The following is a 25,217-nucleotide window of genomic DNA, read 5'->3' on the forward strand; positions in this document are numbered from 1 at the left end:
TGCTGAATCTTGCCGCAGTTGCACGCCTTCAAGGACGAAATTGGCCACGCAAGGAGTAACCCGTGGAAGCAAGGTTTGGTGTCGCCCTCGTTTCGCGTTTTTCCCCACTGTCCCTTGCTGTGCATCTGAGCGTCGCCGGGCTGCTTTTCGGTGGCGTCAGCGAGCAGGCGTTTGCCACCTGTTCGGCGGCGGGCTCCACGATTACCTGTTCGGGCGTTCCGACCCTGCCGCTGTTTCTCAATGACTACAGCAGTGCCACCAGCGGCCTGACGGTCAACGTCACCAACGGCGCGCAGATGAACGCGACCCTGGGTGGCAAGGTCATCAACCTGACCGGCGCCAACATCAACCTCAACAACTCCGGCACCCTCGACCCGGCCTTGCTCGGCCTGGTGTCGATCCTCAGTGGCGGCGCGTTCATCGGCACCGGCGCAACCAGCACCGTGAGCATCGTCAATAACACCACCGGGCTCATTCGCGGCACCGGCATGTTGCTCGGCCTCAACCTGACCAGCATCGACGGGCTGGGGATTGCCGTGAACAACTCGGTGTCGGGCACCACGACCATTACCAACGACGGCACGATTACCTCCACGGGGCTGTCGGTTGGCGGCATCACCCTGGCCGATACGCCAGTGGTCGGTGTGTACGGCGGTTCACAAGTCAACATGACCAACAGCGCCACCGGTACGATCAACGGCCGGGTCGCGTTCGAGACGTCGGTGGCGGGCAACACCTTCACCAACGCCGGTAACATCACCGGCGGCGTGTCGATGGGGGCGGGCAGCACCAACACCTTCTACGCGATCACCGGTTCCAGCGTTAACGTCGGCGACGGTGTGCAAGTCTCCGTCGGCCTCGGTGGCCTGATCGGCATCAACCTGACCTTCGCCCCGACCGGGACGATCGATGGCGGTGCGGCCGGTACCAACACGCTGATCCTGCAAAACCCGATCGGCCTCGGCGGCGGTACCACCGGGACCGGCACGGCGTCCAGCGCAACCTACGTCAACTTCAACAACCTGACCCTCAACAGCGGCACCTGGACCTTGCAGGGGCCATTGGTCAGCGGTGCGACCACCCTCAATGGCGGTGTCGCGCAGTTCAACGACAACGCGGCGTTCGGCAGCGGTGTGCTGACGTCCAACGGCGGGATTCTGCAGGCCAGCAATGCCGGTTTGACGCTGTCCAACCAGATCAACCTGGGCGGGACTGGCCTGACTCTGCAGGGCATCAACGGCATGACCCTGAACGGGGTGATTTCCGGCACCGGCGGCCTGACCAAGATCGGCAGCGGCCAGATCAACCTCAACGGCATCAACACTTACACCGGCAACACCGTGCTCAACGGCGGCGTAGTGCTGGTGGGCAACAACCAGGCGTTCAGCACCGGCGGCATCACCGTGGGCGGCTCTTCGAGCATCTCGGCGACGGCGCCGATTTCGCTGGCTAACGCGATCACGCTCAACAGCACCCTGACCGCGACCGGCACGGGTGCGCTGACCCTGGGCGGAGTGATCAGCGGCGCCGCCAACCTGACCAAAACCGGCAGCGGCAGCCTGATCCTCAACGGCATCAACACCTACACCGGGATCACCAGCCTCAGCGCCGGCACCTTGCGCGTCGGCAACAACAACGCCCTGGGCACCGGTGTCCTCAACACCAGCAACGGTACCAGCCTCGACAGCACCGGCAACGTGACCCTGGCCAACAACGTCGGCATCACCGGTGCGCTGAACGTGCTCGGCAGCAATGCCCTGACCCTGGCCGGCATCGTCTCCGGCACCGGCGCGATCACCAAAAGCGGCAGCGCCAGCCTGACCCTGACCGGCAACAACACCAACAGCGGCACCACCGCGCTCAACGGCGGCAGTTTGCTCGTCGGCAGCAACACCGCCCTCGGCACGGGCGCCTTGAACGCGGCGGCCGGCACCACGCTGGATGCGACCACCGCCGTGACCCTGGCCAACGCAGTGGCGCTGGCAGGCGGGCTGACCATCGGCGGCACCCAGGCGCTGGGCCTGAGCGGTGTCATCAGCGGCGCCGGCAACCTGATCAAGGGCGGCACCGCGAACCTGACCCTCAGCGGCAACAACACCTTCTCCGGCGGCACGGCACTGAATGCCGGGACGCTGATCGTCGGCTCCAACACCGCGCTGGGCACTGGCGCGCTGACCACGGCGGCGGGCACCACCCTCGATGCCAGCACCGCCGTGGCGCTGAGCAACGCCGTCGCCCTCGGCGGCAACCTGAACATTGGCGGCAGCGCCAACCTGACCCTCGGCGGCGTGGTCAGCGGCAGCGGCGGGCTGACCAAGAACGGCGCGGCGAACCTGATTCTCAACGGCACCAACACGTTCCTCGGTGCTATTGCATTGAACGCGGGCACCATCACAGCGGGTGCCAACGCTGCGCTGGGCAGTGGCAATATCACCGTCGGCGGCGCGGCAACCCTCGACAGCAATACCGCGGTGACGCTGAACAACAACGTCATTCTCAACAATAATCTGGCGATCGGCGGCAGCAGTGCACTGACCCTCGGCGGCGTGATCAGCGGCGCCAGCCAGTTGATCAAGAACGGCACGGCCAACCTGACCCTCAACGGCGCCAACACCTTCACCGGCGGTACCGCGCTCAACGCCGGCAGCCTGACCGTCGGCAACGGCGCGGCACTCGGTACCGGCACGCTGACCGTGGGCGGGTCGGGCGGCACGCTCAACAGCAGCAACAACGTGACGCTGAACAACGCCATTGCGCTGAACGCCAACCTCACCACCGGCGGCGCCAACCCGCTGACTCTGGGCGGTGTGATCAGCGGCGGCAGCAACCTGATCAAGACCGGTGCTTCGACCCTGACCCTGACCGGCAACAACACCTACACCGGCGCTACTTCGCTGAACGCCGGGACCCTGGTCGTCGGCTCCAACACCGCCCTCGGCACTGGCGTACTCAACGCCGCCAACGGCACCACACTGGATGCCAGCACGGCGGCGAGCCTGGCCAACAACGTCAACCTTGGCGGCAACGTGACCATTGGCGGCAGTAACGCGCTGACCCTCGCGGGCGTGGTCTCCGGGGTCGGCGGTCTGACCAAAAGCGGCCCGGCCGATCTGATCCTCAACGGCGCCAACACCTACTTCGGCAACACCGCGCTAAACGTCGGCAAACTGATTGTCGGCAGCAACACCGCACTGGGCAGCGGTGCACTGAACGCAGCGGCCGGCACCACGCTGGACACCAACACCGCCGTCACTCTGGGCAATCAGGTCAACCTCGCCGGTGCGATGAACATCGGTGGCAGCGCCGATCTGACCCTCACCGGCACCGTCGCTGGCGCCGGCAGCCTGGTGAAAAACGGTGCGGCCAATCTGAACCTCAATGGCACCAACACCTACGCCGGCGGCACCACCTTGAACGCCGGTACGGTGACTGTCGGCAACAGCTCGGCGCTCGGCACCGGCGCCTTGACCGTCGGCGGTGCAGCAACGCTCGACAGCAGTTCACCGCTGGTCAGCCTGGCTAACGCAGTTGTGCTGAATGCGGCGCTGAGCGTCGGCGGCACCCAGAACCTGACCCTCGGCGGTGTGCTCAGCGGCACCGGCCAACTGGTCAAGAACGGCAGCGCCAACCTGACCGTCAACGGCACCAACACTTTCAGCGGCGGAACCACCCTCAACGCCGGCACCCTGACCCTAGGCGCGCCCGGCGCATTGGGCAGCGGCACGCTCACCGTCGGTGGCGCCGCGACGCTGGACAACAGCAGCGCTTTCACCCTCGGCAACAACATCACCCTGGATGCCGGGTTGACGGTGGCCGGCAACAACGGCCTGACCCTCAGCGGCGTGATCGACGGCGCCGGCAGCCTGACCAAAACCGGTCTGGACGACCTGGCCCTCAGCGGCACCAACACCTTCACCGGCGCGCTGAACATTGCCGCCGGCAGTGTCACCACCCTGAGCAGCGGGGCGCTGGGCAACACCTCCGGCGCCAACATCAGCGCCGGCGCCAGCCTCAACCTCGGCAGCAGCGCCAGCCTCGACGGCCTGAGTGGCAGCGGCAGCGTGCAGATCGGTGGTGGCAATACCCTCACCGTGGGCGGGGTGAGCAGCACCAGCACCTTCGACGGCGACCTGAGCGGCAACGGCGGTCTGACCAAGGTCGGTACCGGCACCCTGAACCTGACCGGGATTAACGGCATCGTCGGCAACACCGCCGTCAACGGCGGCACCCTGAACCTCAGCGGTTCGCTGGCCAGTGCCCAGGTCAACGTCAATACCGGCGGCACCCTCACCGGTAACGGTTCGGCACTCGGTGCGATGACCATCAACAGCGGCGGTCACCTGGCCCTGTCGTCGGGTAATACACTCTCGGCCGGATCATTGACGCTCGCAGCCGGCAGCAATGTCGATGCGGCGCTGGGGACGCCATCGACCACGTCGCTGATGAACGTCGGCGGCAACCTCACCCTCGACGGTAATCTCAACGTCACCGATGCCGGTGGTTTCGGCGTCGGTGTGTATCGTCTGTTCAACTACACCGGTGCCCTGACCAATCTGGGCCTGGATGTTGCCAGCGTGCCGGTCGGTTATGGGCTGGGCGATCTGGTGGTGCAGATCGGGGTCGCCAATCAGATCAACATTCAGGTCTCGGCGCCGAATTCGGACATTCGTTACTGGGATGGCAGCCAGACCATCGCCAACGGCACTGTCGATGGCGGCAGTGGCACCTGGAACGGTGCCGGCACCAACTGGACCGACGCCAATGGTCTGGTCAATCAGACCTGGGCCGGCGACTTCGCGGTGTTCCAGGGCACGGCCGGGACGGTGTCGGTCAACGGCACGCAACTGTTCACCGGCATGCAGTTCCTCACCGATGGCTACAACGTGGTCAACGGCACCTCGGGACTGCTGACCGCCGTCAACGGTGCCGGCGGCACCACGGCGATGCGCGTTGATCCGGGCGTGACTGCCACGGTTGGCGTGAACATCAACGGCAGCGGCATTCTCAATAAACTCGACAGCGGCACCCTGGTGCTCAATGGCGCCAACAGCTACACCGGCGGCACGCAACTCGATGGCGGCAAAATCGTGGTCGGCAGCAACACCGCGCTGGGCAGCGGTGCGTTGATCGCCAATGCCGGCACGCAACTGGACAGCAACACCGCCGTGACCCTGGCCAACGCGGCCACGCTCAACGGTAACCTCACGATCGTTGGCAGCAATGCGCTGGCCCTCAACGGTGTGATAAACGGCACCGGCGGGCTGATCAAGAACGGCTCGGCCAATCTGACCCTTGGCGGCAACAACGCCTTCCTCGGGCCGGTGGCACTGAACGCGGGCGGGTTGATTTTGGCGTCGAACAGCGCGCTGGGCTCGGCCACCCTGAACGCGGCGAACGGCACCACCCTGGATGCCAGCGGCGCTTTCACGGCGGGTAACGCGATCAACCTGGCGGGCAACCTCGGCATCGTCGGCAGCAACGATCTGACGCTGAGCGGCGCGATCAACGGCGCCGGCAGCCTGACCAAGAATGGCGCGGCCAACCTGATCCTCAGCGGGGCCAACAACTTCCTCGGTGGCATCACCCTCAATGCCGGCACCCTGACCGCCGGCAGCAACGGCGCTCTCGGTCTGGGCAACCTGACCGTGGCCGGCGCCTCGGCGCTGGACAGCAACACCTCGGTGTCGCTGGGCAACAACGTGGTGCTCAATGCCAACCTGACCAACACCGGCAACAGCGACGTGTCGCTCAGCGGCGTGGTCAGCGGCACTGGCGGTCTGATCAAGAACGGCGCCTCCAACCTGACCCTCAACGGCATCAACACCTACAGCGGCGGCACCACACTGAACGCCGGCACCGTGACCCTCGGCACCTCGGCGGGTCTGGGTTCCGGCGCGGTGACCGTGGCGGGCGCTTCGACTCTCGACACCACGGCGCCGCTGGTGCTGGCCAACAACCTCAACGTCAATGCCAACCTGAGCGTGGCCGGCAACAACAACCTGACGCTCGGTGGCGTGATCGCCGGGGCGGGCACCCTGACCAAGAACGGTCTGGCCGACCTGACGCTGTCCGGCAACAACACCTTCAGCGGCACCTTCGATGTGCAATCCGGCAGCCTGACCACCCTGGGCAACTCGGCACTGGGCAGCAATGCCGGGGTCAATCTCGGCGCTGCGGCGACCCTCAATCTCGGCGGCTCCGGCAGCCTCGCCAGCCTGACCGGCGGCGGCACTGCACTGATCGGCGGCGGCAACACGCTGAGCATCGGCGGCAACAACGCCAGCAGCATTTTCGACGGCGTGCTCACCGGTACCGGCGAACTGAGCAAACTCGGCACCGGCACGCTGACCCTGACCGGCCTCAACAGCCTGACCGGCAACACCACGGTCAACGCCGGTACCTTGAACGTCAGCGGCTCGCTGGACAGCGCCAGTGTGCTGGTCAACAGCGGCGGCACCCTGACTGGCGGCGGCTCGCTCGGCGGGGCCGTGACCGTGGCGGATGGCGGTCATCTGGCCGGCGCCACCGGCAGCACCCTGTCGGTGAATTCGCTGGTTTTCAACGCCAACTCCAACTTCGATGTCGGCCTCGGTACACCGGTCTCCGGTGGCGGCAACCCGCTGGTCAATGTCGGCGGCAACCTGACCCTCGACGGCACCCTCAACGTCAGTGACATCGGCGGTTTCGGCAGCGGCGTGTACCGGTTGATCAACTACACCGGTGGCTTGACTGACAACGGCATGCTGATCGGCACCGTGCCGGGCAGCGTCACCCCGGGCGACCTGACCCTGCAAACCGCACTGGCCAATCAGATCAACCTGCTGGTCACCGCACCGGGCGTCACCGTGCAGTTCTGGGACGGCAACCAGCTCGTCGCCAATGGTTCGGTGGATGGCGGCAGCGGTACCTGGGGCACCGGCACCACCAACTGGACCGACGTCAACGGCACCACCAATCAGGCCTGGACCAACAGCTTTGCGGTGTTCCAGGGCACGGCGGGCACTGTGACCGTCAACGGCGCGCAAACCATCACCGGCATGCAATTCGTCACCGATGGCTACAACCTGCAGAACGGCACGGCCGGTTCGCTGAATCTGGTCAACGGATCGCTGGGCAATGCCACCGTGCGGGTCGACCCGAACGTCACCGCCACCGTGGGCGTGGCGCTCAACGGCGCCGGCACACTGGGCAAATACGACACCGGCACCCTGGTGCTCAACGCCGCCAACGGCTACACCGGCGGCACCGCGCTCAATGGCGGCAAGATCGTGGTCGGCAATAACGCCGCCCTCGGCACCGGCGTGTTGACCGCCGCCAACGGCACGGCGCTGGACAGCAACGCACCGGTCAGTCTGGCCAACGCCGTGGTGCTCAACGGCGGACTCACCGTCGCCGGCTCCAACGCATTGACCCTCGGCGGTGTGGTCAGCGGCAGCGGCAGTCTGATCAAGACCGGCGCATCGAGCCTGACCCTCAACGGCAGCAACACTTACAGCGGCGGTACCCAGCTCTCGGGTGGCTCGCTGATCCTGGGCAACAACAGCGCGATCAGCAGCGGCGCCCTCAGCGTGCTGGGCAATGGCACCCTCGACAGCACTTCTGCGCTGCAACTGGCCAACGCCATCAACCTGGGTGCGCAACTGACCCTGGCCGGCAACCAGAACACCACGCTGATCGGTGCGATCACCGGCAGCGGCAGCCTGGTGAAAAACGGCAGTGGCGACCTCGTCCTCAGCGGCGCCAACACCTACAGCGGCGGCACGACGCTGAACGGCGGCAGCACCCGTGGCGACACCAGCAGCCTGCAAGGTGCAATCGTCAACAACGCGACGCTGACCTTCGAGCAGAACAGTGACGGCAGCTACACCGGCAATCTGACGGGCGTCGGCACTCTGAACAAAACCGGCACCGGCGCCTTGCTGCTGACCGGCAACAACACCTTCACCGGCAACACCGCGGTGCAGGCCGGTTCGCTGAACGTCAACGGTGCGCTCAACAGTGCCAACGTCAACGTCGCCAGCGGGGCGAAAATTGGCGGCAGCGGCGTGTTCGCAGGCGCCGTGCAACTGGCCAACGGTGCGACGCTGACGGGCGGCGGCACTGCAACGCCGTTGTCGGTCGGTTCGCTGGCGTTGTCTTCGGGCACTAACCTGGACTTCACCCTCGGCTCGGCCACCAGTTCCACAACCGTGGTCAACGTCGCCGGCAACCTGACCCTCGACGGCACGCTGAACATCAGCAATGCCGGCGGCTTTGGCACCGGGGTCTATCAACTGTTCAGCTACGGAGGCAGCCTGACCAACAACGGTCTGGTCTACGGCAGCCTGCCGGTGTCGGCGGCCAACCTGACCCTGCAGACCGCGCTGGCCAATCAGGTCAACCTGCTGGTACAGAACACACCGGGTGAAGTGCAGTTCTGGAACGGTGGCAAAACCAATCCGGACGGCAGCATCGGTGGTGGCAGCGGCGTGTGGGGGCCGAATACCAACTGGACCGATCCGAGCGGTACCCAGGCGCTGGCGTCGAACGGTCAGTTCGCCGTGTTCGGCGGGCAGAGCGGGACGGTCACCGTGCAAGGCAATCAGAACTTCACCGGGTTGCAGTTCCTCTCCAGCGGTTACAGCCTGGTTCCAGGCGCTGGCGGTACGCTGACACCGGTCAACGGCCCGGGCGGCAGCCTCGCGCCGGTGCGTGTGAATGCCGGTGGCAGCGCGGAAATCTCCGTACCGCTGGTGGGCAGTGGCGGCATCGAGAAGCTGGATTCCGGCACTCTGGTCCTCAGCGGCGCCAACACCTACAGCGGCGGGACCACGGTCAGCGGCGGTACGCTGATCGGTAATACCACCAGCCTGCAAGGCAACATCCTCAACAACGCATCGCTGGTGTTCCAGCAGAACGCCAACGGCCAGTTCAACGGTCGCCTCAGTGGTGTCGGCGCCTTGGCCAAACGCGGTGCCGCGCGCTTGCTGCTGACCGGTGATCAACCCTTCAGCGGCACCGTGGCGGTGGATCAGGGCGTGCTGCAAGTCGGCAGCCGCGCGGCGCGGGCCTCCCTGGCCGGGCAGGTCACCGTGGCCAATGGCGCGGGCCTGAGCGGTAATGGCAGCGTCGGGTCGGTGGTCAACCATGGCGTGGTGGCTTCCGGTGGCGAGGACGGCACCTTGAGTGTCGCCGGCAACCTGACCAACGCTGCTGACGGTGTGCTGGCCCTGACGGTCAGCTCGCCGACTGCTACTCCGCTGGCCGTCGGTGGTACCGCGACTTTGAGCGGTGGTCTGCAGGTCAACAGCCTGGCGCCGTTCACCGGCAACACCGTGTACTCGCTGATCACCGCCGGTGGCGGGGTGAACGGCACCTTCAGCGCTGCCGATCTGCCGCAATATGCGTTCCTCGACACGGCGCTGGTGTATGACCCGAACGCGGTGACCCTGGTGGTCAGCCGCAACGGCAACTCGTTCGTCGACGTCGCTGCTACCCGCAACCAGCGCAACACCGCTTCGGCGTTGATGCGTAACGGCGCGGCGGGCGCTGCGTTGCAGAACGAAATCATCAATCTCAGTGTGGCGGGCGCACGTAACGCCTTCGACAGTCTGTCGGGTGAAATCCATGCCAGCACCGCCAGCGCAATCCTTGAGGATTCGCGCTACGTGCGGGACGCGGTCAACGACCGTATGCGCCAGCCTTCGTGCAGCGCACCGGACGATCCACGCCGCGCCCTGGCCCCGAGCGACAATCAGTTGAGCAGCAACGGCTGCCACGGCGAAATGGTCGGCTGGGCCCGCGCACTCGGGGCCTGGGGCGAGTCGGACGGCAACAGCAACAGCGCGAAGCTGGATCGCAACCTGAGCGGCTTCATGCTCGGCACCGACAAGCAGATCGACGACCAGTGGCGCGTCGGCATGGCCGCCGGCTACACCCGCAGCGATCTGGATGCTCACGATCGTCGCTCGGATGCCACGGTCGAGAGCTACCACCTGGCGGCGTACCTCAACTCGCAATTCGATGCCCTGGCGGTGCGCCTTGGCGCGGCCTACAGCTGGCACGACATCGAAACCAAGCGCGACGTCAGCGTCGGTGCCTACAACGATCGGTTGAAGGCTAATTACGACGCGCGCAGTGCTCAGGTGTTCGGTGAAGTCGGCTATGCCATCGAAGCGGCCGGGATTGCCCTGGAACCGTTCGCCGGTCTGGCGTACGTCAACTACGACAGCGACAAGGCCAAGGAGAAAGGCGGAGTGGGGCGCCTGCGCGCCGAGTCCGATCAGGACATCACCTTCTCGACCCTGGGCGTGCGCGCCGGCAAGGTCATCACCCTGACCAACGGCGGGCAATTCACTCCGCGCGCGGCGCTCGGCTGGCGGCATGCCTTCGGCGACACCAAACCTGACGCCGACCTGACCTTCATCGACGGCGGCGCCTCGTTCAACACCCAGGGCGTGCCGATTGCCAAGGACAGCGCGGTGGTCGAAGCAGGCGTGGACTTCCAGATCAGCCCGACCGGCAAACTCGGTATCGGTTATTCGGGGCAGCTGTCGAACGAGAGCAACGACCATGCGATGACCATCAGCTTCAGCCTCGGGTTCTGATTCAGGAGCGAAGCACTTCAGCCGCCCGAAAGGGCGGCTTTTTTTTGATCACCGCTTTCGTTTTGTTATCCGTTTGAACGAGTGCTCATTGTTCTTTCAGTTGTACTTTAAGTTCGATCTCAACGCGTCGGTCTACCGCTAGGCATTCCTTTTGTTCAGGTAGCGGCAGATCTCTGGTGCATGTCGACTTGGGTTGTAGTGAGCCCTGTCCGAGGCGTTTTACTTGTGCCTCAGGCAAATCGGAAAACAGTTCCTTGATCTCTGCATACACGCTGTCGGCGCGCCGCATGGACAGGGCGGCGTTAGAATCTCCCGTCTTGAGCACGGGGATTCTGTCAGTGTGGCCGATGATGTTGGCGGAAAGTATTTTCAGATGATCCGCTGCCAGCCTGAGTTCGGTTTCCTGAGTAAATTGAGCGAGTTGTTTCTTTCCGTTAGCGCTGATTTTGTCGTCGTAGATATCGAAAAGCGTGTCGGTGTTGACGGTTAAGCAAGTCTTGAAACTATTTCGCTTGTTCTCCGGAGTCAGGACTTTAACGCCGCTGCGATCCAGTTCGATTTTTGCGATTTTTTTGTTCCATTTTTTGCTTTCAGTATCGTAGGCGAGCAGTTGTACGAGACTGCGTTCGCCCAATCCATGCCAGAGGACATTGAAGTGATGAGCAATGTTGGTTTGGTTTCCCTCTTTCGTACAGCCATAAATGGAGAGGTTCAGTTCCTTTGCGGTGTCGCTGATGATTCTTTGATTTTCTTCGCTTAACACCAGTGAAACGTCTTTTTGCTGGACTCCAATAAAGCCAAAGGTTCCGTCAATGAACTTGCCGAAAACGGGTGGCACCATGGCTGCTGGAATAACGATGGCAATGACCAGCAAGACGATTCGTTGCAGTGCTCGCTTTTGTTTTTCAGCGGTATCGGATACGTCGGATTTCCAGTGGTTTGCTGCAATGTACAAGATGAGTCCGCTGGCGATGGGCGCAAAGAAGGCAGCCCAGTCCTCCATGAAATAAGCCACCAAGGCGAGAGCGCTGAAGAAAAACAAGCTGAATAAAATAGAAAATACTTTGTCAATGATGCTTTTTTCTTTGAATGCGGCGAAAGCAAAGTTGAACGCTATAAAACTGCTGCCCAACCAATACGAGTACAAAAAACCAAACCCTAGCGCGATGAAGATAAAAACCAGGCTGTCTGCCAGGTTGAGTCCGGTCGGGAAGAAATTTATCAGGAACGCGCAGTAACCCCACGTTATAAGAATGCCAAGTGCAACTGTTGATTTGGCTGCAAAGGATGCAAGTTTTTGAAGGTTTTCAAGTAATTCAGACACGAGTTTTCCCGAGGAAGGCCCTGCACGCGATGCATGCAGGGTTTGTTTTTCTTAATTGATCAAGCAAGAGAAACGACAAGCCATCTTTTGACGGTCAGGTAAAACTGACTTGGCATAGATGGGTGTCAGGTGGTGAGACTGTTTTCCAGCACCAAAAGCAATCTGTCGTTTTCTGCCATCGCCTGCCTCAGGTTTTGATCTGACCGTTCGTTAAGCGCGATCAACTCGCGATCCCGGTTCACGCCCAGCGGATCCAGCTTGTCTACAAGATAAACAACAAAGGTACTGGCCAGGCCTGTCAGAGCTCCGACGATTACAGCTGACAAAACCGCGCCCAAGGCTCCTAGCCCGGGAATCATGAGCATCTGTTTTTCGATGATTTCTTCCAGTGCGACCCCGGCGATGATCACACCGCCTGCGCAGGTAATCTTGATCGCCTCGTGGGCGGCCTCACGTAATGTGAGCCCTTTCGGGGGCAGTAGCAGCGTTTTGAGTGCCTTGAGCAGTGACATGAATCCTTCACGAAACATGCGAACCGCGCGTTTGCCGGTGGTGACGAAGACGTTGATCAGCGTTGTCACCAGGTTGGCCAGAACGCCGGCCACGAAGCCTCCACCGCCTGCCGCCAAGGCTGCTTGCCATTGATTTGCGACTCGCTTCGCAATGCGTTCCAGGCGGGTCCGCAACTCTGGCACCAACGACTCGTGAGAACGGCCATTGCGGTACAGATCTGTAAGTTCGTCGAAGGTCGCGCTGAAGAATTCGATGAGCATGACGCCGAAGGCTTGCTGAAAGGCCATCTTGCCACCTTCCTTCAGGCTGGTTTTGGCGAGATCAGCCTTGAATTTGTCGCTCTTGTAATAGGCATCACTGAGCTTCTTTTCATACGCCTCACGTGCTGCTTTGTCCTTGGCCAGGAGCAGGTCGGGGTTTTGTGCGATTGCCTCTTGTTGCTTGAGTAGTCGCAGACGATTTTCGTCTTTGGGCGTCAGCTCTTGTTTGTTGGACAAGCGCTGCATTTCTTCCTGACGGCTCTGAGTGTTCTTTTGCAGCTCTTCGACGAATTGAGTAGCGCTTTTTTTGCCTTTTGACTGGTTCAGTGCTTTTTTGGTTGGGTTCAGATTCGAATCTGCATTCGCCAGTGTCGGCGCATCCGCGTCCGCCAGTACGCGCCCACGATCGGTATGAATCACATTCGCCGAAATGGTGTGATCAAGGTTGCGCGGATCCTGGTTCTTGTTCTGGCTGAAGGTTTCGTTGGTATAAGCGTCCTTCAGTACGCCTGAATTCTGGTCGAGGGTATCTTTAGCGTTTTTTGCGATGTAAGCCTTGTCCCCATGGAACTTGGTCGAATCGTACGCGGGCAGATCCGCATTTTTTTTTGCTGCAGCATCGGTCGCATATACTTCGTTTCTGGCGTTATTGATTGTGTCGACATTACCTCCTTTCTTGTCGTAAACCGCCAGCACTCGACCGAGTCCGAAAGGCACTGCGATGGCTTGTAATACTTCCCGTCTGCTGTCGCCGACCAGTTGGTCGAATCGTTGCTGGCTGAAAGCGTCGGAGTACGCTTTGAGCACCGCATCGGATTCATCGTCAGACACGTGCAGATCCACCGTAAAGTCAGCTTCAGTGAAACTTTGCTCCAATAGTATGGGGTTGATAGAGATGTCACTCAATTGTCGAGCGAGATCAGCCTCAGGCAATTCAATCAGTCGGGGGCCTTTGGCGATTGCTGCTTGCTGGCGTTGCCGGGCTTTGAAACGTTCAATTCGATCCGTCATGGTGTTTCTCCTTTCAAGCAGCGGCAGACAACTGTGCCCATCCCGAGCGAAACGCCTTTTGCGTCACACTCATTTCGCCGTTCAGTGTTGTGACGAAATCAATGATCTCTTCAAACAATGGCTGCGCCTCGGGTCCGACTTTTCGTGCGCGAATGAAAGCTTCTTTGAGCGTGGGAGGGTTGAGGGACAGCAGGTTTATTGCAGTTTGTACTTTGGCTGGCAGGAACCCGCCCCCCATACCCATCAGGAATTCGTCGATCTGCTGTTTGTCCTCATTGCTGGCTACCCCGGCGCAGGCGGCGCTTGCCTGGGCGACAGCTTGCATGGCAATCAGCATCTTGAAGTAGGCTTCGTGGCTATCGATGCAGGCCTTGGCTTTGGCCAGTGCCTCGGTGAAGCGCTTTTCCCGAACTTCACTCTTGGCTTTCTGGCGCATTTCACCGCGAGCCTCCGCGTTTTTTTCCTTACGCTCTTCCAGCTCTTTTTTGGCATTCCAGTAGGTTGCCATTGACGTGCCGAATTCGGCCACATAGTCACGGGAGCTGTCGTAACCGCTGGCTATGGTTTCGCGTGTGAAGTCGTAGGCATCGCCAAGTACATCACCCACTTTGTCTGCCGCTTCCACCACGGACTCAACCGCCGAGGTGTAGGCGTCAGCTACAACATCGGCAGCGCTGGAGGCGGTTTCGACAGTGGAGTTGTAGGCATCGGATACAGCATCACCGACCTTTTCAGCCGCTTCAGTCACAACGTCCGCAGCATCGGCAATCGTTTCTACAGTGGCGTCATACAGATCGCCGACTTTATCTCCGACAATGTCCGCGGCTTCTGCCACCGTCTCACGCGTCGCGTCAAATGCCCGGCCCACAGCGCTGGTGATCGAAGAAAAAATGTCAGTCGCGTGAAAGTTTTCCGCTCGCGGGATGGCGGGTTCGCGTACCCAACTGTCGATAAACGATTCTTCCATGGGGCTGAAGGCGCGAAGTTTCATAAGTAATCCCTGACTTTTTAGACGTTCGGGGATTCTCCCTGGTTGAAGAGTGATGTCAATATGCCTTCAGTTATCTTAGGAGGGATTGACACGGCAGCCCCGTTTGGCTCTCTGCTAGTCTTTGCTTCATTCCTTGCCGAGAGACTGCCCTCATGACCGAGCCCATCCGTCTGACCCAATACAGCCACGGCGCCGGTTGTGGCTGCAAGATTTCGCCCAAGGTGCTGGAGGTGATTCTGGCCGGCAGCGGGGCGCAGAACCTTGATCCGAAACTGTGGGTCGGCAACGCGTCGCGCGATGATGCGGCGGTGTATGAAATCGATGCCGAGCGCGGGGTGGTCTCGACCACGGACTTCTTCATGCCGATCGTCGACGATCCGTTCGACTTCGGCCGCATCGCCGCCACCAATGCGATCAGCGATATCTACGCCATGGGCGGCGATCCGTTGATGGCGATTGCGATCCTCGGCTGGCCGGTCAACGTGCTGGCGCCGGAAGTGGCGCGAGAGGTGATTCGCGGCGGACGTGCGGTGTGCGATGCGGCGGGGATTCCACTGGCCGGCGGGCATTCGATCGATGCGCCGGAGCCGATCTTCGGTCTGGCCGTCACGGGGCTGGTGGAAAAACGCTTCATGAAACGCAACGACACCGCCACCGCCGGTTGCCTGCTGTACCTGACCAAACCGTTGGGCATCGGCATCCTCACCACCGCCGAGAAGAAGGGCAAGCTGCGCCCCGACGACATCGGCGTGGCCCGGGACTGGATGTGTACGCTGAACAAGCCCGGCAGCCGCTTCGGCAAACTGGCCGGGGTCACCGCCATGACAGACGTCACCGGGTTCGGGCTGCTCGGGCATCTGGTGGAAATGGCCGACGGCAGTCACCTGACGGCACGCATTTTTTACGACCGGGTGCCGCGTCTGGCGAGCGTCGAGTATTACCTCGAACAGGGCTGCGTGCCGGGCGGCACCCTGCGCAATTTCGACAGTTATTCGAGCCGCGTCGGGCGGGTGCAGGAATTGCACAAGCGAGTGCTGTGCGACCCGCAAACCAGCGGCGGGCTGCTGGTGGCCGTCACACCCGAAGGCAATGCCGAATTCCTCGCCGTCGCTGCCGAACTGGGCCTGACACTGGAACCCATCGGCGAACTGCTGGAGCGAAAGAGTACCGCCGTCGAGGTGAATTGATGGCCGTCGACTTCACGGACTATCGCGACATCTTCCTCAACGACCGGCCGTTGATGGACGCCCGTGCGCCGGTCGAATTTCACAAGGGCGCGTTTCCCGGGGCGCTCAATCTGCCGCTGATGAACGACATCGAGCGGCAGCGAGTCGGCACTTGCTACAAGCATCATGGTCAGCAGGCGGCTATCGAACTGGGTCATCAGCTGGTGTCCGGCGCGGTGAAGGCCGAACGGCTCCAGGCTTGGGCGGCATTTGCCCGGGCGCATCCAGAAGGGTTTCTGTATTGCTTTCGTGGCGGCCTGCGTTCGCAGATCGTCCAGCAGTGGCTGAAGTCGGAAGCCGGCATCGACTATCCGCGTATCGGCGGTGGCTACAAGGCGCTGCGGGGGGTTCTGATCGACACCCTCGAATCGGCCCAGGCCGAGTGTGATTTCGTGTTGCTGGGCGGCATGACCGGCACCGGCAAGACCGAAGTGCTGGTGCAACTGCGCAACAGCGTGGATCTGGAAGGTCATGCCAATCACCGAGGTTCCAGCTTCGGCAAGCGCGCCACCGGTCAGCCGTCGAACATCGATTTCGAGAACCGGCTGGCCATCGACTTCCTGAAAAAACGTGCGGCCGGCATCGAGCAGTTTGTGCTGGAGGATGAGAGCCGGGTGGTGGGCAGCTGCGCGCTGCCGCTGTCGCTGTATCAGGGCATGCAGCAATACCCGATGGTCTGGCTGGAAGATCGTTTCGAGCAGCGCGTCGAGCGGATCCTGGGCGATTACGTGGTGGATTTGTCCGCCGAATTTCAGGCAGTGCATGGGGACGAGGGTTTCGGGCGATTTTCCGAGCGGTTGCTGGATAGCCTCGACAACGTGCACAAGCGCCTGGGCGGCGAACGGCATCGACGGATGCGGGTGTTGATGGAAGAGGCGCTGGCGGAGCAGGGCCGCAGCGGGGCGGTGGATTTGCACCGCGCGTGGATCGAAGGTTTGCTGCGCGAGTATTACGACCCGATGTATGTGTTCCAGCGCGAGAAGAAGGGCGGGCGGATCGAGTTTGCCGGGGAGCGGCAGGCCGTTATCGAGTACTTGCGTCAACGCGATAAACCCAAGGCCTGACGGGGCCCGAGCGGGCCCCGGGCAAACTCAGGTCGGACAGCTTTCCTGGCCGTTATCCAGCCCCTGTTTGTAGCTGTGGCTCTGCAGGCTGGCCTTGCCGTTGTGCCAGGTCAGGGTCAGCACGTACAGCGAGTCGTAGTCGCTGGATTCCCAATCTTCGGTGATCTTCTGCTTCTCGCCGACAGCCTTGCCCGCGACCTTGTTGATCAGCTCCGGCAAATAGCCGTGGGACCACGCGGTGTAGATGGTCGAGTTGTGGTACTTGTCTTCGATCAGCTCCCGGGCCAGATCGCTGGTGTCATTGGCCGAGAATTCGATGTTCACCGGCAGGCCGAGCTTGATCGCGGCGGGGCTGATGGTCATCAGCGGGCGGATGTAGCTGTAGGAGTTGTCCAGTTCGCCTTCCTCGACATTGCGCGTCGGGTTGGCGGCGAACACATAGTCGGCCTTGCCGAATTTTTCCGGCAGCAGGGTCGACAGGTCGATCGCCCGGTTCAGGCCCTGGCAGTTGAGCTGGCCGAGACCGCCGGCGGGTTTTTCCGCGTGGCGCAGGAACACCAGGGTCTGGGTGCCGTCCACTGGCTGCGCACGGCTTTCGCTGGATTCCAGCGACAGGAACAGCGCGCTGACCGCCAGCAGGGTGGGCAGGGCCACATACGCGCGCTGCTTGAAGCGTTTGGCGACTTTCATCAAGTTCGTCATGGGATAAGGATTCTTCAGTCTGTTCGGTTAAGGCTGACAAACCTCTGCACCGGGGCTCGCGCGCCGGATGTTTTCCCTGTCATCAATGGCTTGCTTGGAGCCCCCTGAGGCCTGTTTGGTTCGATCCGGCTACGTGCGCCGCACTTTACCGTTCAGCCCGTGCGATTGAAGGGAAGGTTAATCACAGGATGTTGCGGATTTAAGTAAGCCGGCGGGCGAGGGCGTAAAGAACCCGAGCCAGAGCGCTGAACGTGGATTATGCTCAGGCCTTTCATTTTGTGACTGGATGCTACACATGACTGATCTGTCCGCGTTCCCGATCACCCAGAAATGGCCGGCGCAGTACCCTGACTGGATTCAGCTCTATTCCCTGCCGACCCCCAACGGCGTCAAGGTCTCGATCATGCTCGAGGAGATCGGCCTGCCGTACGAGCCGCACCGCGTGGGCTTCGACACCAATGACCAGATGTCCCCGGAGTTCCTGTCGCTGAACCCGAACAACAAGATCCCGGCGATCCTCGACCCCCACGGTCCCGAGGACAAACCGCTGCCGTTGTTTGAATCCGGCGCGATCCTGATCTACCTCGCCGACAAGAGCGGCCAGTTGCTGGCCCAGGAAGGCGCGCTGCGCTACGAAACCATCCAGTGGCTGATGTTCCAGATGGGCGGTATCGGCCCGATGTTCGGCCAGCTCGGTTTCTTCAACAAATTCGCCGGCAAGGACTACGAAGACAAACGTCCCCGTGACCGCTACGTCGACGAAAGCAAACGCCTGCTCAGCGTCCTGAACACCCGCCTGGAAGGGCGCGACTGGATCATGGGCGAGCGCTACACCATCGCCGACATCGCCACGTTCCCGTGGGTGCGCAACCTGATCGGCTTCTACGAGGCGGGTGATCTGGTCGGCATCAACAACTTCCCGAACGTCACCCGGGTGCTGGAGCGCTTCCTGGCGCGGCCGGCCGTTGTGCGCGGCCTGACCATCCCGTCCTGACGCCACAAATAACCCTGTGGGAGCGAGCTTGCTCGCGAAGGCGTCGTGTCAGTCACACATCTTTTTCTGATACACCTCCTTCGTCGGATCGCCGCCCGGAGCAAGCTCGCTCCCACAGGAATAGTGATGACGCCCGCAGATTGTCGCGCGCCCGGTAACGCACTGTTGATTGATCCAGGTTTGTACCCCGTCCCCCGCAAGGCATAAGCTTCGCCCCCTACGACTTTCGTCTCATCCGCTGTTTTCAGGAAAGGCCCCATGTCCAGTCAGTTCCCCGAAGCACGTCCACGCCGTCTGCGCCGCAATGCGAGCCTGCGCAGCCTGTTCCAGGAAACCGAGTTTTCCCTCAACGATCTGGTGCTGCCGATCTTCGTCGAAGAAGAGATCGACGACTTCGTACCGATCAAGAGCATGCCCGGCGTGATGCGTATTCCCGAGCGCAAACTGGCCGGCGAAATCGAGCGTTATGCCCGGGCTGGGATCAAGTCGGTGATGACCTTCGGTGTGTCCCACCATCTGGATGCCAACGGCAGCGACACCTGGCGCGAGAACGGGCTGGTGTCGCGCATGTCGCGGATCGCCAAGGACGCCGTGCCAGAAATGATCGTGATGTCCGACACCTGCTTCTGCGAGTACACCGACCACGGCCATTGCGGCGTGATGCATAACCATGAAGTCGACAACGACCAGACCCTGATCAACCTCGGCAAGCAAGCGGTGGCGGCAGCGCGTGCCGGTGCCGACGTGATCGCGCCGTCGGCGGCGATGGACGGTCAGGTGCGGGCGATTCGCCGGGCACTGGACGATGCCGGCTTCACGCAGATTCCGATCATGGCCTACTCGACCAAATTCGCCTCGGCGCTCTACGGCCCGTTCCGCGAGGCTGGCGGCAGCGCGCTGAAAGGCGATCGCAAAAGCTATCAGATGAACCCGATGAACCGCCGCGAAGCCCTGCGCGAATCGTTGCTCGACGAGCAGGAAGGCGCCGACGCGCTGATGGTCAAACCGGCCGGCGCGTACCTGGACATCATCCGCGACATCCGTGAAGCCTCGACCCTGCCGCTGGCCGCGTATCAGGTCAGCGGCGAGTACGCGATGATCAAGTTCGGCGCCCAGGCCGGGGCCATCGACGAAGATCGCGTGGTGCGCGAAAGCCTCGGTGCGATCAAGCGCGCGGGTGCGGATCTGATCTTCACCTACTTTGCGATGGACCTGGCCCTGGCCGGGATCTGATCCGTCAGGGGCAATTGAAAAACAGCCGGATCCCGTGGTCACGGAAATACCGCTCGATCACCTTCGGATCCGCGCTGTTGTCGGCAATCGCCACATAGGTATCCGGGCGCAACAGGTAAAAACCGTTGCGCCCCAGTCCCGCCGTTTCAAACGCCGGACGCCAGTCGAACACATGCAGCGGCAAGTGATGTTCATTGCACCAGGCGATCATCTCGTCGCTGGTGTCGCCGTACACATGCACCTGCCAGCACGGATGGCGCAACGGCTCGTAATTGTCCCCCTCGCCATCATGGGCCCACGGCAAGCGGTCGCCACCGTGGACGTGCCCGGCCACGCCTTCGCTCAACGCCATGCCCCGATAGTTGACGGTGATTTGCGACACCGTGCGAAACAGGAATTCGCGACTGGTCTCGAATGAGGCTATTTTCGGAATCAGGAACGGCGCCAGCCGCGTGCGCAACAGATCGGCCATGCGGCCTTCAGCGGTGACGAAGCTGAAGACCTTGTCGGTGGTCGACACCAGTCGCCGGGCGAAGGCGATGCGCTCGGTTTCGTAGCTGTCGAGCAGTTTGGGCGTAGCCGCGCCGCCGAGTACTGCCGCGAGTTTCCACGCCAGATTGATCGCATCGCCGATGCCGGTGTTCATGCCCTGACCGCCGGCCGGGCTGTGCACATGCGCCGCATCGCCGAGCAGAAACGCCCGGCCCTGGCGAAAGTGGTCCGCCACCCGGTGATGCACTCGGTAGGTGGAGAACCAGTTGACGTCCTCGACGTGCACGTTCAAATGCTCGATGGCGCGGCTGCTGACATCGGAAAACTCCAGGGTTTCGGCGCGATCCGCACGTTCGTCACGCACGGTGCCGATCAACCGCGCACGGCCTTCGCCGGCCAGCGGGAATACCGCCAGAAAGTCCGCTTCATCCAGATCCAGATGCAACTCGCCGTTGAGCGCCGGGCCGCTGGCCTGCACATCCGCGACATAGAAAATCTGCTGATAAGTGCCGCCGGGAAAACCGGTGTCGAGGGTTTTGCGCACGACCGAACGGGCGCCGTCACACCCGGCCAGATAGCAGGCCTGACAGATTTCCTGCTCGCCATCCGGCAGGCGCAAATGCGCGGTGAGGCCGTCGCCGTTCTCCGTGAAACTCTCAAGCGTCGTGTTGCGCTCGACCGTCACGTCGTAGTCTTCGAGGCGGTCGATCAACAGTCGCTCGTGTTCGTCCTGCGGGTACATTTCCAGAAAGGCATAGGGCGTCAGGCCTTCGCCGATCCGGTTCAGCGGCAGTTGCGCCACGGGTTTGCCCTTGACCCAGAAATTCGCCGCGGCCACCCGGTGACCGTTGCGCACCACCGCATCGGCCAGGTCCAGTTGCCGGTACAGCTCAAGGGTGCGCGCCTGCACCGCCAGCGCCCGCGACGTGGTGCCCGGCGCGGAAGCCTTGTCGATGATTCGCACGCGCACGCCCAGTTTGCTCAGCCACAGGGCCAGCACCAGTCCGGTGGGGCCTGCGCCGATGATCAGAACATCACTGCGGTTCATGGTCTGTCCTCCTCGCGTGTCCTGACCCCAGGCTTGCCACTGAGTGTGCAGCAGCAAGTATGGATCAGACGGCGAGGGCGGCCAGTCGGCCTGCCAAACGGGACGATGGAACAGTGCCGCCGGCCCGCAGTCCTATCCTGCACCCTGCGATTGCGCGTAGGGTTAACCCGGCTCAACGGACTGGATGAAGCGTTATGCACACCCCTCGATTATTCATCAGCCTCGCCGCACTGCTGGTGCTGGCCGGTTGCGCCGGTCAACGCAGCGAAGAACCGGCGCCGCGCCCGCCCGCCGAGGTCAAGGCGCAGATCGTGCGCCTGCTGCCGGCAAAAACCGTCGACCGCCAGGGCTGGGCCACCGACATCTACGCCGCGTTCGCCGCCCAGGGCATCAGCCCGACCACGCAAAACCTGTGTTCGGTGCTGGCCGTCGCCGAGCAGGAATCCACTTTCCAGGTCGATCCGCCGGTGCCTGGCCTGGGCAAGATCGCCCGTGACGAAATCGACCGCCGCGCCGCCAAGGTGCATATCCCGAGCCTGTTGGTCAGCGGCGCCTTGCAGGTGCGCTCGCCCAACGGCAAGACCTACAGCGAACGCCTCAGCGCCGCCCGCAGCGAAAAGGAATTGAGCGCGATTTTTGACGACTTTATCGGCTCGGTGCCGATGGGCCGCACGCTGTTCAGCGGTTTCAACCCGGTGCACACCGGCGGGCCGATGCAGGTCAGCATCGAATTCGCCGAGAAGCATGCCAAGGACTATCCGTACCCGGTGGACGGGACGATTCGCCGCGAGGTGTTCAGTCGTCGCGGCGGGATGTATTTCGGCATCGCCCATTTGCTGGGTTATCCGGTGAGTTATCGCGAGCCGCTGTACCGCTTCGCCGACTTCAATGCTGGCTGGTACGCCAGTCGCAACGCGGCGTTTCAGAACGCGGTCAGCCGGGCGTCGGGGATTCCGCTGGCGCTGGATGGCGACCTGATCCGCCCGGGCGCGATCATGCCGGGCAGCACTGAACTGGCGGTGCGCACCCTCGGCAAATCGCTGGGCATGCGCAATCCGGTGATCCGCGATCAACTGGAGAAGGGCGATAGCCTGGCCTTCGAGGAGACCAAACTGTATCAACGGGTCTTCGAACTGGCGGAGCGTGCGGAGGGCAAGTCACTGCCCCGTGCGGTGTTGCCGGGGATCGTGCTGCAGAGCCCGAAGATCACCCGCAAACTGACCACGGCGTGGTTTGCCAAACGGGTCGACGAGCGCTATCGGCGCTGCATGGCCAAGGGCTGAGGACGATCAAAAGGGAATAAAAAAACCCGGCTGACGGAAGCCGGGTTTTTTCTGGGTTGTTGCGATCAAGCCATTCATTCAGGCAACGCGGCGTTCGATCAGACGATCCGAACCACCTTCGGCAACGCGGCGTTCAATCAGGCGATCCGAACCACCTTCAGCGACGCGACGTTCGATCAGACGATCCGAGCCACCTTCAGCAACGCGGCGTTCGATCAGACGATCCGAACCACCTTCGGCAACGCGGCGTTCGATCAGACGATCCGAACCGCCTTCAGCGACGCGACGTTCAATCAGACGATCCGAGCCACCTTCGGCAACGCGACGTTCAATCAGACGATCCGAGCCACCTTCGGCAACGCGGCGTTCGATCAGACGATCCGAACCGCCTTCGGCGATCATGGTGTGGGCAGGTTTGGCGGCAAATGCGTTGAAGGCCAGAACCGAGAGGGCAATGCTGAGGATGACTTGGCGTTTCATGATGGTGTGCTCCGGGGGTGTTGTTTGTTTGGTATGGAGCCGATGTTACGCCCGGGATTTTTTAAGAGAACTTCATTGACGTGATGGTGAACATCGACGCCGATGATGGTTTGTCACAACACCTTCACTGCGCGGCCAATCGCCTGGATCGGCCCGGTGGGTTTGCCGATCGGCGAACCGTTGGCGCCTTCCAGCGTCAGTTCGAACAACTGGTTCGGTTGCAGCGGCGGCAGCTTGTCCAGCGGGATCGACAGCGCTTGGCCCGGTTTGACCAGCCCCAGCGACACCGGCCCCTGCCAGCCGTCGGCCTTGGTCCAGAACTCCAGCGCCTTGTCCGCCGGCACCTCGACCACGCCCAGCGGAATCAACTGAATCTCCCGTGGATTGCTGGCCTGGATCACCCAGCCCGGCGCCTTGTCCTGCGGGGCGACCAGCACCACCAGAAAGCTCGGTTTCGGTGTGGTTTGAGTTAGCAGGATCGAACCCAGCAACAAAGTCGCGGCCAGCCCGGCAGCGCTCAAACCGCGCCACAGCGACAGGCGATTCCACCATGAAATCTCGGGCGCCACCTTATGGGTGAGTTGCCCGACACTGCGTTCAATGCGTTGCCACAGCTGCGACGAGGGCTGATGCGCCGGGGCGAGGTCGGTCAGCTCCAGCAGCCGCCGCTCCCAGGCATCCACGGCCGTCTGCAGCTCGGGCTCGTTGGGCAAGCGCCGTTGCACTTCGGCGCGCGCTTCGGCCGAGAGCGTGCCGAGCACGTATTCGCTGGCCAGTTCATCGCGTTCCTGCGCCGATTCGGTGGTCATCCCATGCACTCCCGCAACGCATTGAGGCTGCGCTTGATCCAGGCTTTGACGGTGCCCAGCGGCGCGTCGAGGCGTTGGGCGATCTGCGCGTGGCTGTAACCGTCGACGTAGGCGTGAAGGATGCAGCGGCGGCGTTGCGGTTCCAGTTGATGCAGGCAGCGATGGATGCGGGTCGATTGCGCCAGCGCATCGAAGTCGTCATCAATCCCCAAAGATTCGTTGCTGTCGTTCAACGGCGTTTCCCGGTCGTGATTGCGCAGCACATTCAGCGCCAGATGCCGGGTCACGCTGAACATCCAGCCCCGGGCCGAACCGCGCGCCGGATCGAAACCCGCCGCGCCGGCCCAGATCTTGATGAATGCGTCGTGAACGATGTCTTCGGCCAGCGCCGTATCACGCACCAGACGCCGGGCCACACCGAGCAGCCGCGGGCTTTCCTGCACATACAATTCGCGCAGGGCCCCGCGCTCGCCGCGGGCACAGGCGGCGAGGCGGGCTTCGTAATCGAACGCGGTTTCGGGTAATGGCATGTCCTGCAATCTAGCAAGCATCGGCCAAACGTCCAGTCAGGCTCAGTTCGCCGCCCAGAAAATGTAGTCGGCCTGGTACTTCACCACTTCCTGTTTGCCCTTGTTCGCCGCCGTGCATTCGCTGCCCGGCGCCACGCCACCCTTGAGCGCGACGCGCTGGATATAGCTCACGCCGCTCATGGCGCCTTTGCCCTCGGCGGGGTTGGCCTTGACCAGTTGATAGGGCAGGTTGCCCGGGCTCGAGGGCGCTACGGCCAGTTGCGTGCCGGTGACTTTCGAACCGTCCTGCGCCTGCCAGGTGGCGGGCGGGCCGAAGTAGGTGCCGACCTGTTTGCCGCTGCGATCGTTGAGCACCGCTTTCGGGCCGACGAACACCCATTCGGTCTGGCCGGCGGCATTGGCCTTGTCCCGGCATTCGTAGGTGATCTCGCCGACCCCGGTGGTTTCCATCGCGATCTTGTGGCCGTCCGGGACTTTGATCGCGTCGGGATAACTGCTTTGGGCGAAGCTTGTCGAGGCGACGGCGAGCAAACCGGTGAGGCCGATCAGTTGGGTGATGTTCATCAGTGTTTCTCCGAAAAAGGGTAAACCGCTGACAGCCGAAAGAGGGCTGTTACAGGGACTACCCGTGACGGAGCGGTTTGGATGCAGTGGCCGGAAAATAAACTTCA

Annotated in this window: 15 protein-coding genes; 6 read left to right on the top strand and 9 right to left on the bottom strand. The window is 62.2% G+C overall.

Features of this window, described 5'->3' with window-relative positions; translation table 11 throughout:
- The first annotated feature begins 62 nt into the window (after positions 1-62).
- A complete protein-coding gene (locus K5E37_RS25965) occupies positions 63-10,586 on the top strand; it encodes an autotransporter-associated beta strand repeat-containing protein (protein WP_221535512.1) in 10,524 nt (3,507 codons plus the stop codon).
- A gap of 85 nt (positions 10,587-10,671) precedes the next feature.
- Here the strand turns inward: K5E37_RS25965 and K5E37_RS29610 are convergent, their stop codons facing one another.
- The 3 genes from K5E37_RS29610 to K5E37_RS25980 all read right to left on the bottom strand — a co-directional run bounded on the left by K5E37_RS29610 (position 10,672) and on the right by K5E37_RS25980 (position 14,685).
- Complete coding sequence (locus tag K5E37_RS29610; protein ID WP_221535513.1) at positions 10,672-11,910, bottom strand: OmpA family protein; 1,239 nt, start codon at positions 11,908-11,910, stop codon at positions 10,672-10,674.
- A 125-nt stretch (positions 11,911-12,035) separates the two neighbouring features.
- Entirely contained in the window at positions 12,036-13,694 is a 1,659-nt protein-coding gene (locus tag K5E37_RS25975) for a hypothetical protein (RefSeq protein ID WP_221535514.1), read from the bottom strand.
- A 13-nt stretch (positions 13,695-13,707) separates the two neighbouring features.
- Complete coding sequence (locus tag K5E37_RS25980) at positions 13,708-14,685, bottom strand: hypothetical protein (RefSeq protein ID WP_221535515.1); 978 nt, start codon at positions 14,683-14,685, stop codon at positions 13,708-13,710.
- Between the two features lie 152 nt (positions 14,686-14,837).
- Here K5E37_RS25980 and selD point away from each other — a divergent pair, with 152 nt between their 5' ends.
- Both selD and mnmH read left to right on the top strand, forming a co-directional pair.
- On the top strand, positions 14,838-15,872 hold the full coding sequence (gene selD, locus K5E37_RS25985; RefSeq protein ID WP_192561722.1) for a selenide, water dikinase SelD: 1,035 nt from the start codon (positions 14,838-14,840) through the stop codon (positions 15,870-15,872).
- The gene (mnmH, locus tag K5E37_RS25990; protein ID WP_221535516.1) at positions 15,872-16,975 is read left to right on the top strand and encodes a tRNA 2-selenouridine(34) synthase MnmH; all 1,104 of its coding nucleotides are present in this window, start codon (positions 15,872-15,874) and stop codon (positions 16,973-16,975) included. Before selD ends, mnmH begins: the two co-directional genes overlap by 1 nt.
- Before the next feature lie 27 nt (positions 16,976-17,002).
- Here mnmH and K5E37_RS25995 read toward each other — a convergent pair whose 3' ends face one another.
- Positions 17,003-17,677, bottom strand: a complete 675-nt coding sequence (locus K5E37_RS25995; protein ID WP_221535517.1) for a histidine phosphatase family protein — start codon at positions 17,675-17,677, stop codon at positions 17,003-17,005.
- Positions 17,678-17,972: 295 nt separating this feature from the next.
- Between K5E37_RS25995 and K5E37_RS26000 the strand changes: the two genes are divergently transcribed.
- On the top strand, positions 17,973-18,671 hold the full coding sequence (locus tag K5E37_RS26000; protein ID WP_007958984.1) for a glutathione S-transferase family protein: 699 nt from the start codon (positions 17,973-17,975) through the stop codon (positions 18,669-18,671).
- Between the two features lie 258 nt (positions 18,672-18,929).
- Complete coding sequence (gene hemB / locus K5E37_RS26005; protein WP_007958982.1) at positions 18,930-19,904, top strand: porphobilinogen synthase; 975 nt, start codon at positions 18,930-18,932, stop codon at positions 19,902-19,904.
- 4 nt (positions 19,905-19,908) lie between these two features.
- Here the strand turns inward: hemB and K5E37_RS26010 are convergent, their stop codons facing one another.
- Positions 19,909-21,444, bottom strand: coding sequence for an FAD-dependent oxidoreductase (locus K5E37_RS26010; RefSeq protein WP_221535518.1), 1,536 nt, complete (start codon positions 21,442-21,444; stop codon positions 19,909-19,911).
- A 194-nt stretch (positions 21,445-21,638) separates the two neighbouring features.
- Here K5E37_RS26010 and K5E37_RS26015 point away from each other — a divergent pair, with 194 nt between their 5' ends.
- Entirely contained in the window at positions 21,639-22,727 is a 1,089-nt protein-coding gene (locus K5E37_RS26015) for a DUF1615 domain-containing protein (RefSeq protein WP_221535519.1), read from the top strand.
- Positions 22,728-22,805: 78 nt separating this feature from the next.
- On the opposite strand, the gene K5E37_RS26020 is transcribed toward K5E37_RS26015, so the two are convergent.
- The 4 genes from K5E37_RS26020 to K5E37_RS26035 all read right to left on the bottom strand — a co-directional run bounded on the left by K5E37_RS26020 (position 22,806) and on the right by K5E37_RS26035 (position 25,110).
- The gene (locus tag K5E37_RS26020; protein ID WP_074689113.1) at positions 22,806-23,207 is read right to left on the bottom strand and encodes a phage infection protein; all 402 of its coding nucleotides are present in this window, start codon (positions 23,205-23,207) and stop codon (positions 22,806-22,808) included.
- 113 nt (positions 23,208-23,320) lie between these two features.
- Positions 23,321-24,016, bottom strand: a complete 696-nt coding sequence (locus K5E37_RS26025; RefSeq protein WP_085608290.1) for an anti-sigma factor domain-containing protein — start codon at positions 24,014-24,016, stop codon at positions 23,321-23,323.
- Positions 24,013-24,546 carry a sigma-70 family RNA polymerase sigma factor gene (locus K5E37_RS26030; protein ID WP_221535520.1) on the bottom strand — a complete coding sequence of 178 codons (534 nt, stop codon included), beginning with the start codon at positions 24,544-24,546 and terminating at the stop codon, positions 24,013-24,015. Before K5E37_RS26030 ends, K5E37_RS26025 begins: the two co-directional genes overlap by 4 nt.
- Positions 24,547-24,588: 42 nt before the next feature.
- Positions 24,589-25,110 (bottom strand): DUF3455 domain-containing protein, encoded by a 522-nt coding sequence (locus K5E37_RS26035; RefSeq protein WP_085608292.1) that lies wholly within the window; start codon positions 25,108-25,110, stop codon positions 24,589-24,591.
- Positions 25,111-25,217: the final 107 nt, after the last annotated feature.

Source organism: Pseudomonas sp. RIT778, assembly GCF_019718735.1.
GTDB classification, from domain to species: domain Bacteria; phylum Pseudomonadota; class Gammaproteobacteria; order Pseudomonadales; family Pseudomonadaceae; genus Aquipseudomonas; species Aquipseudomonas aphyarum.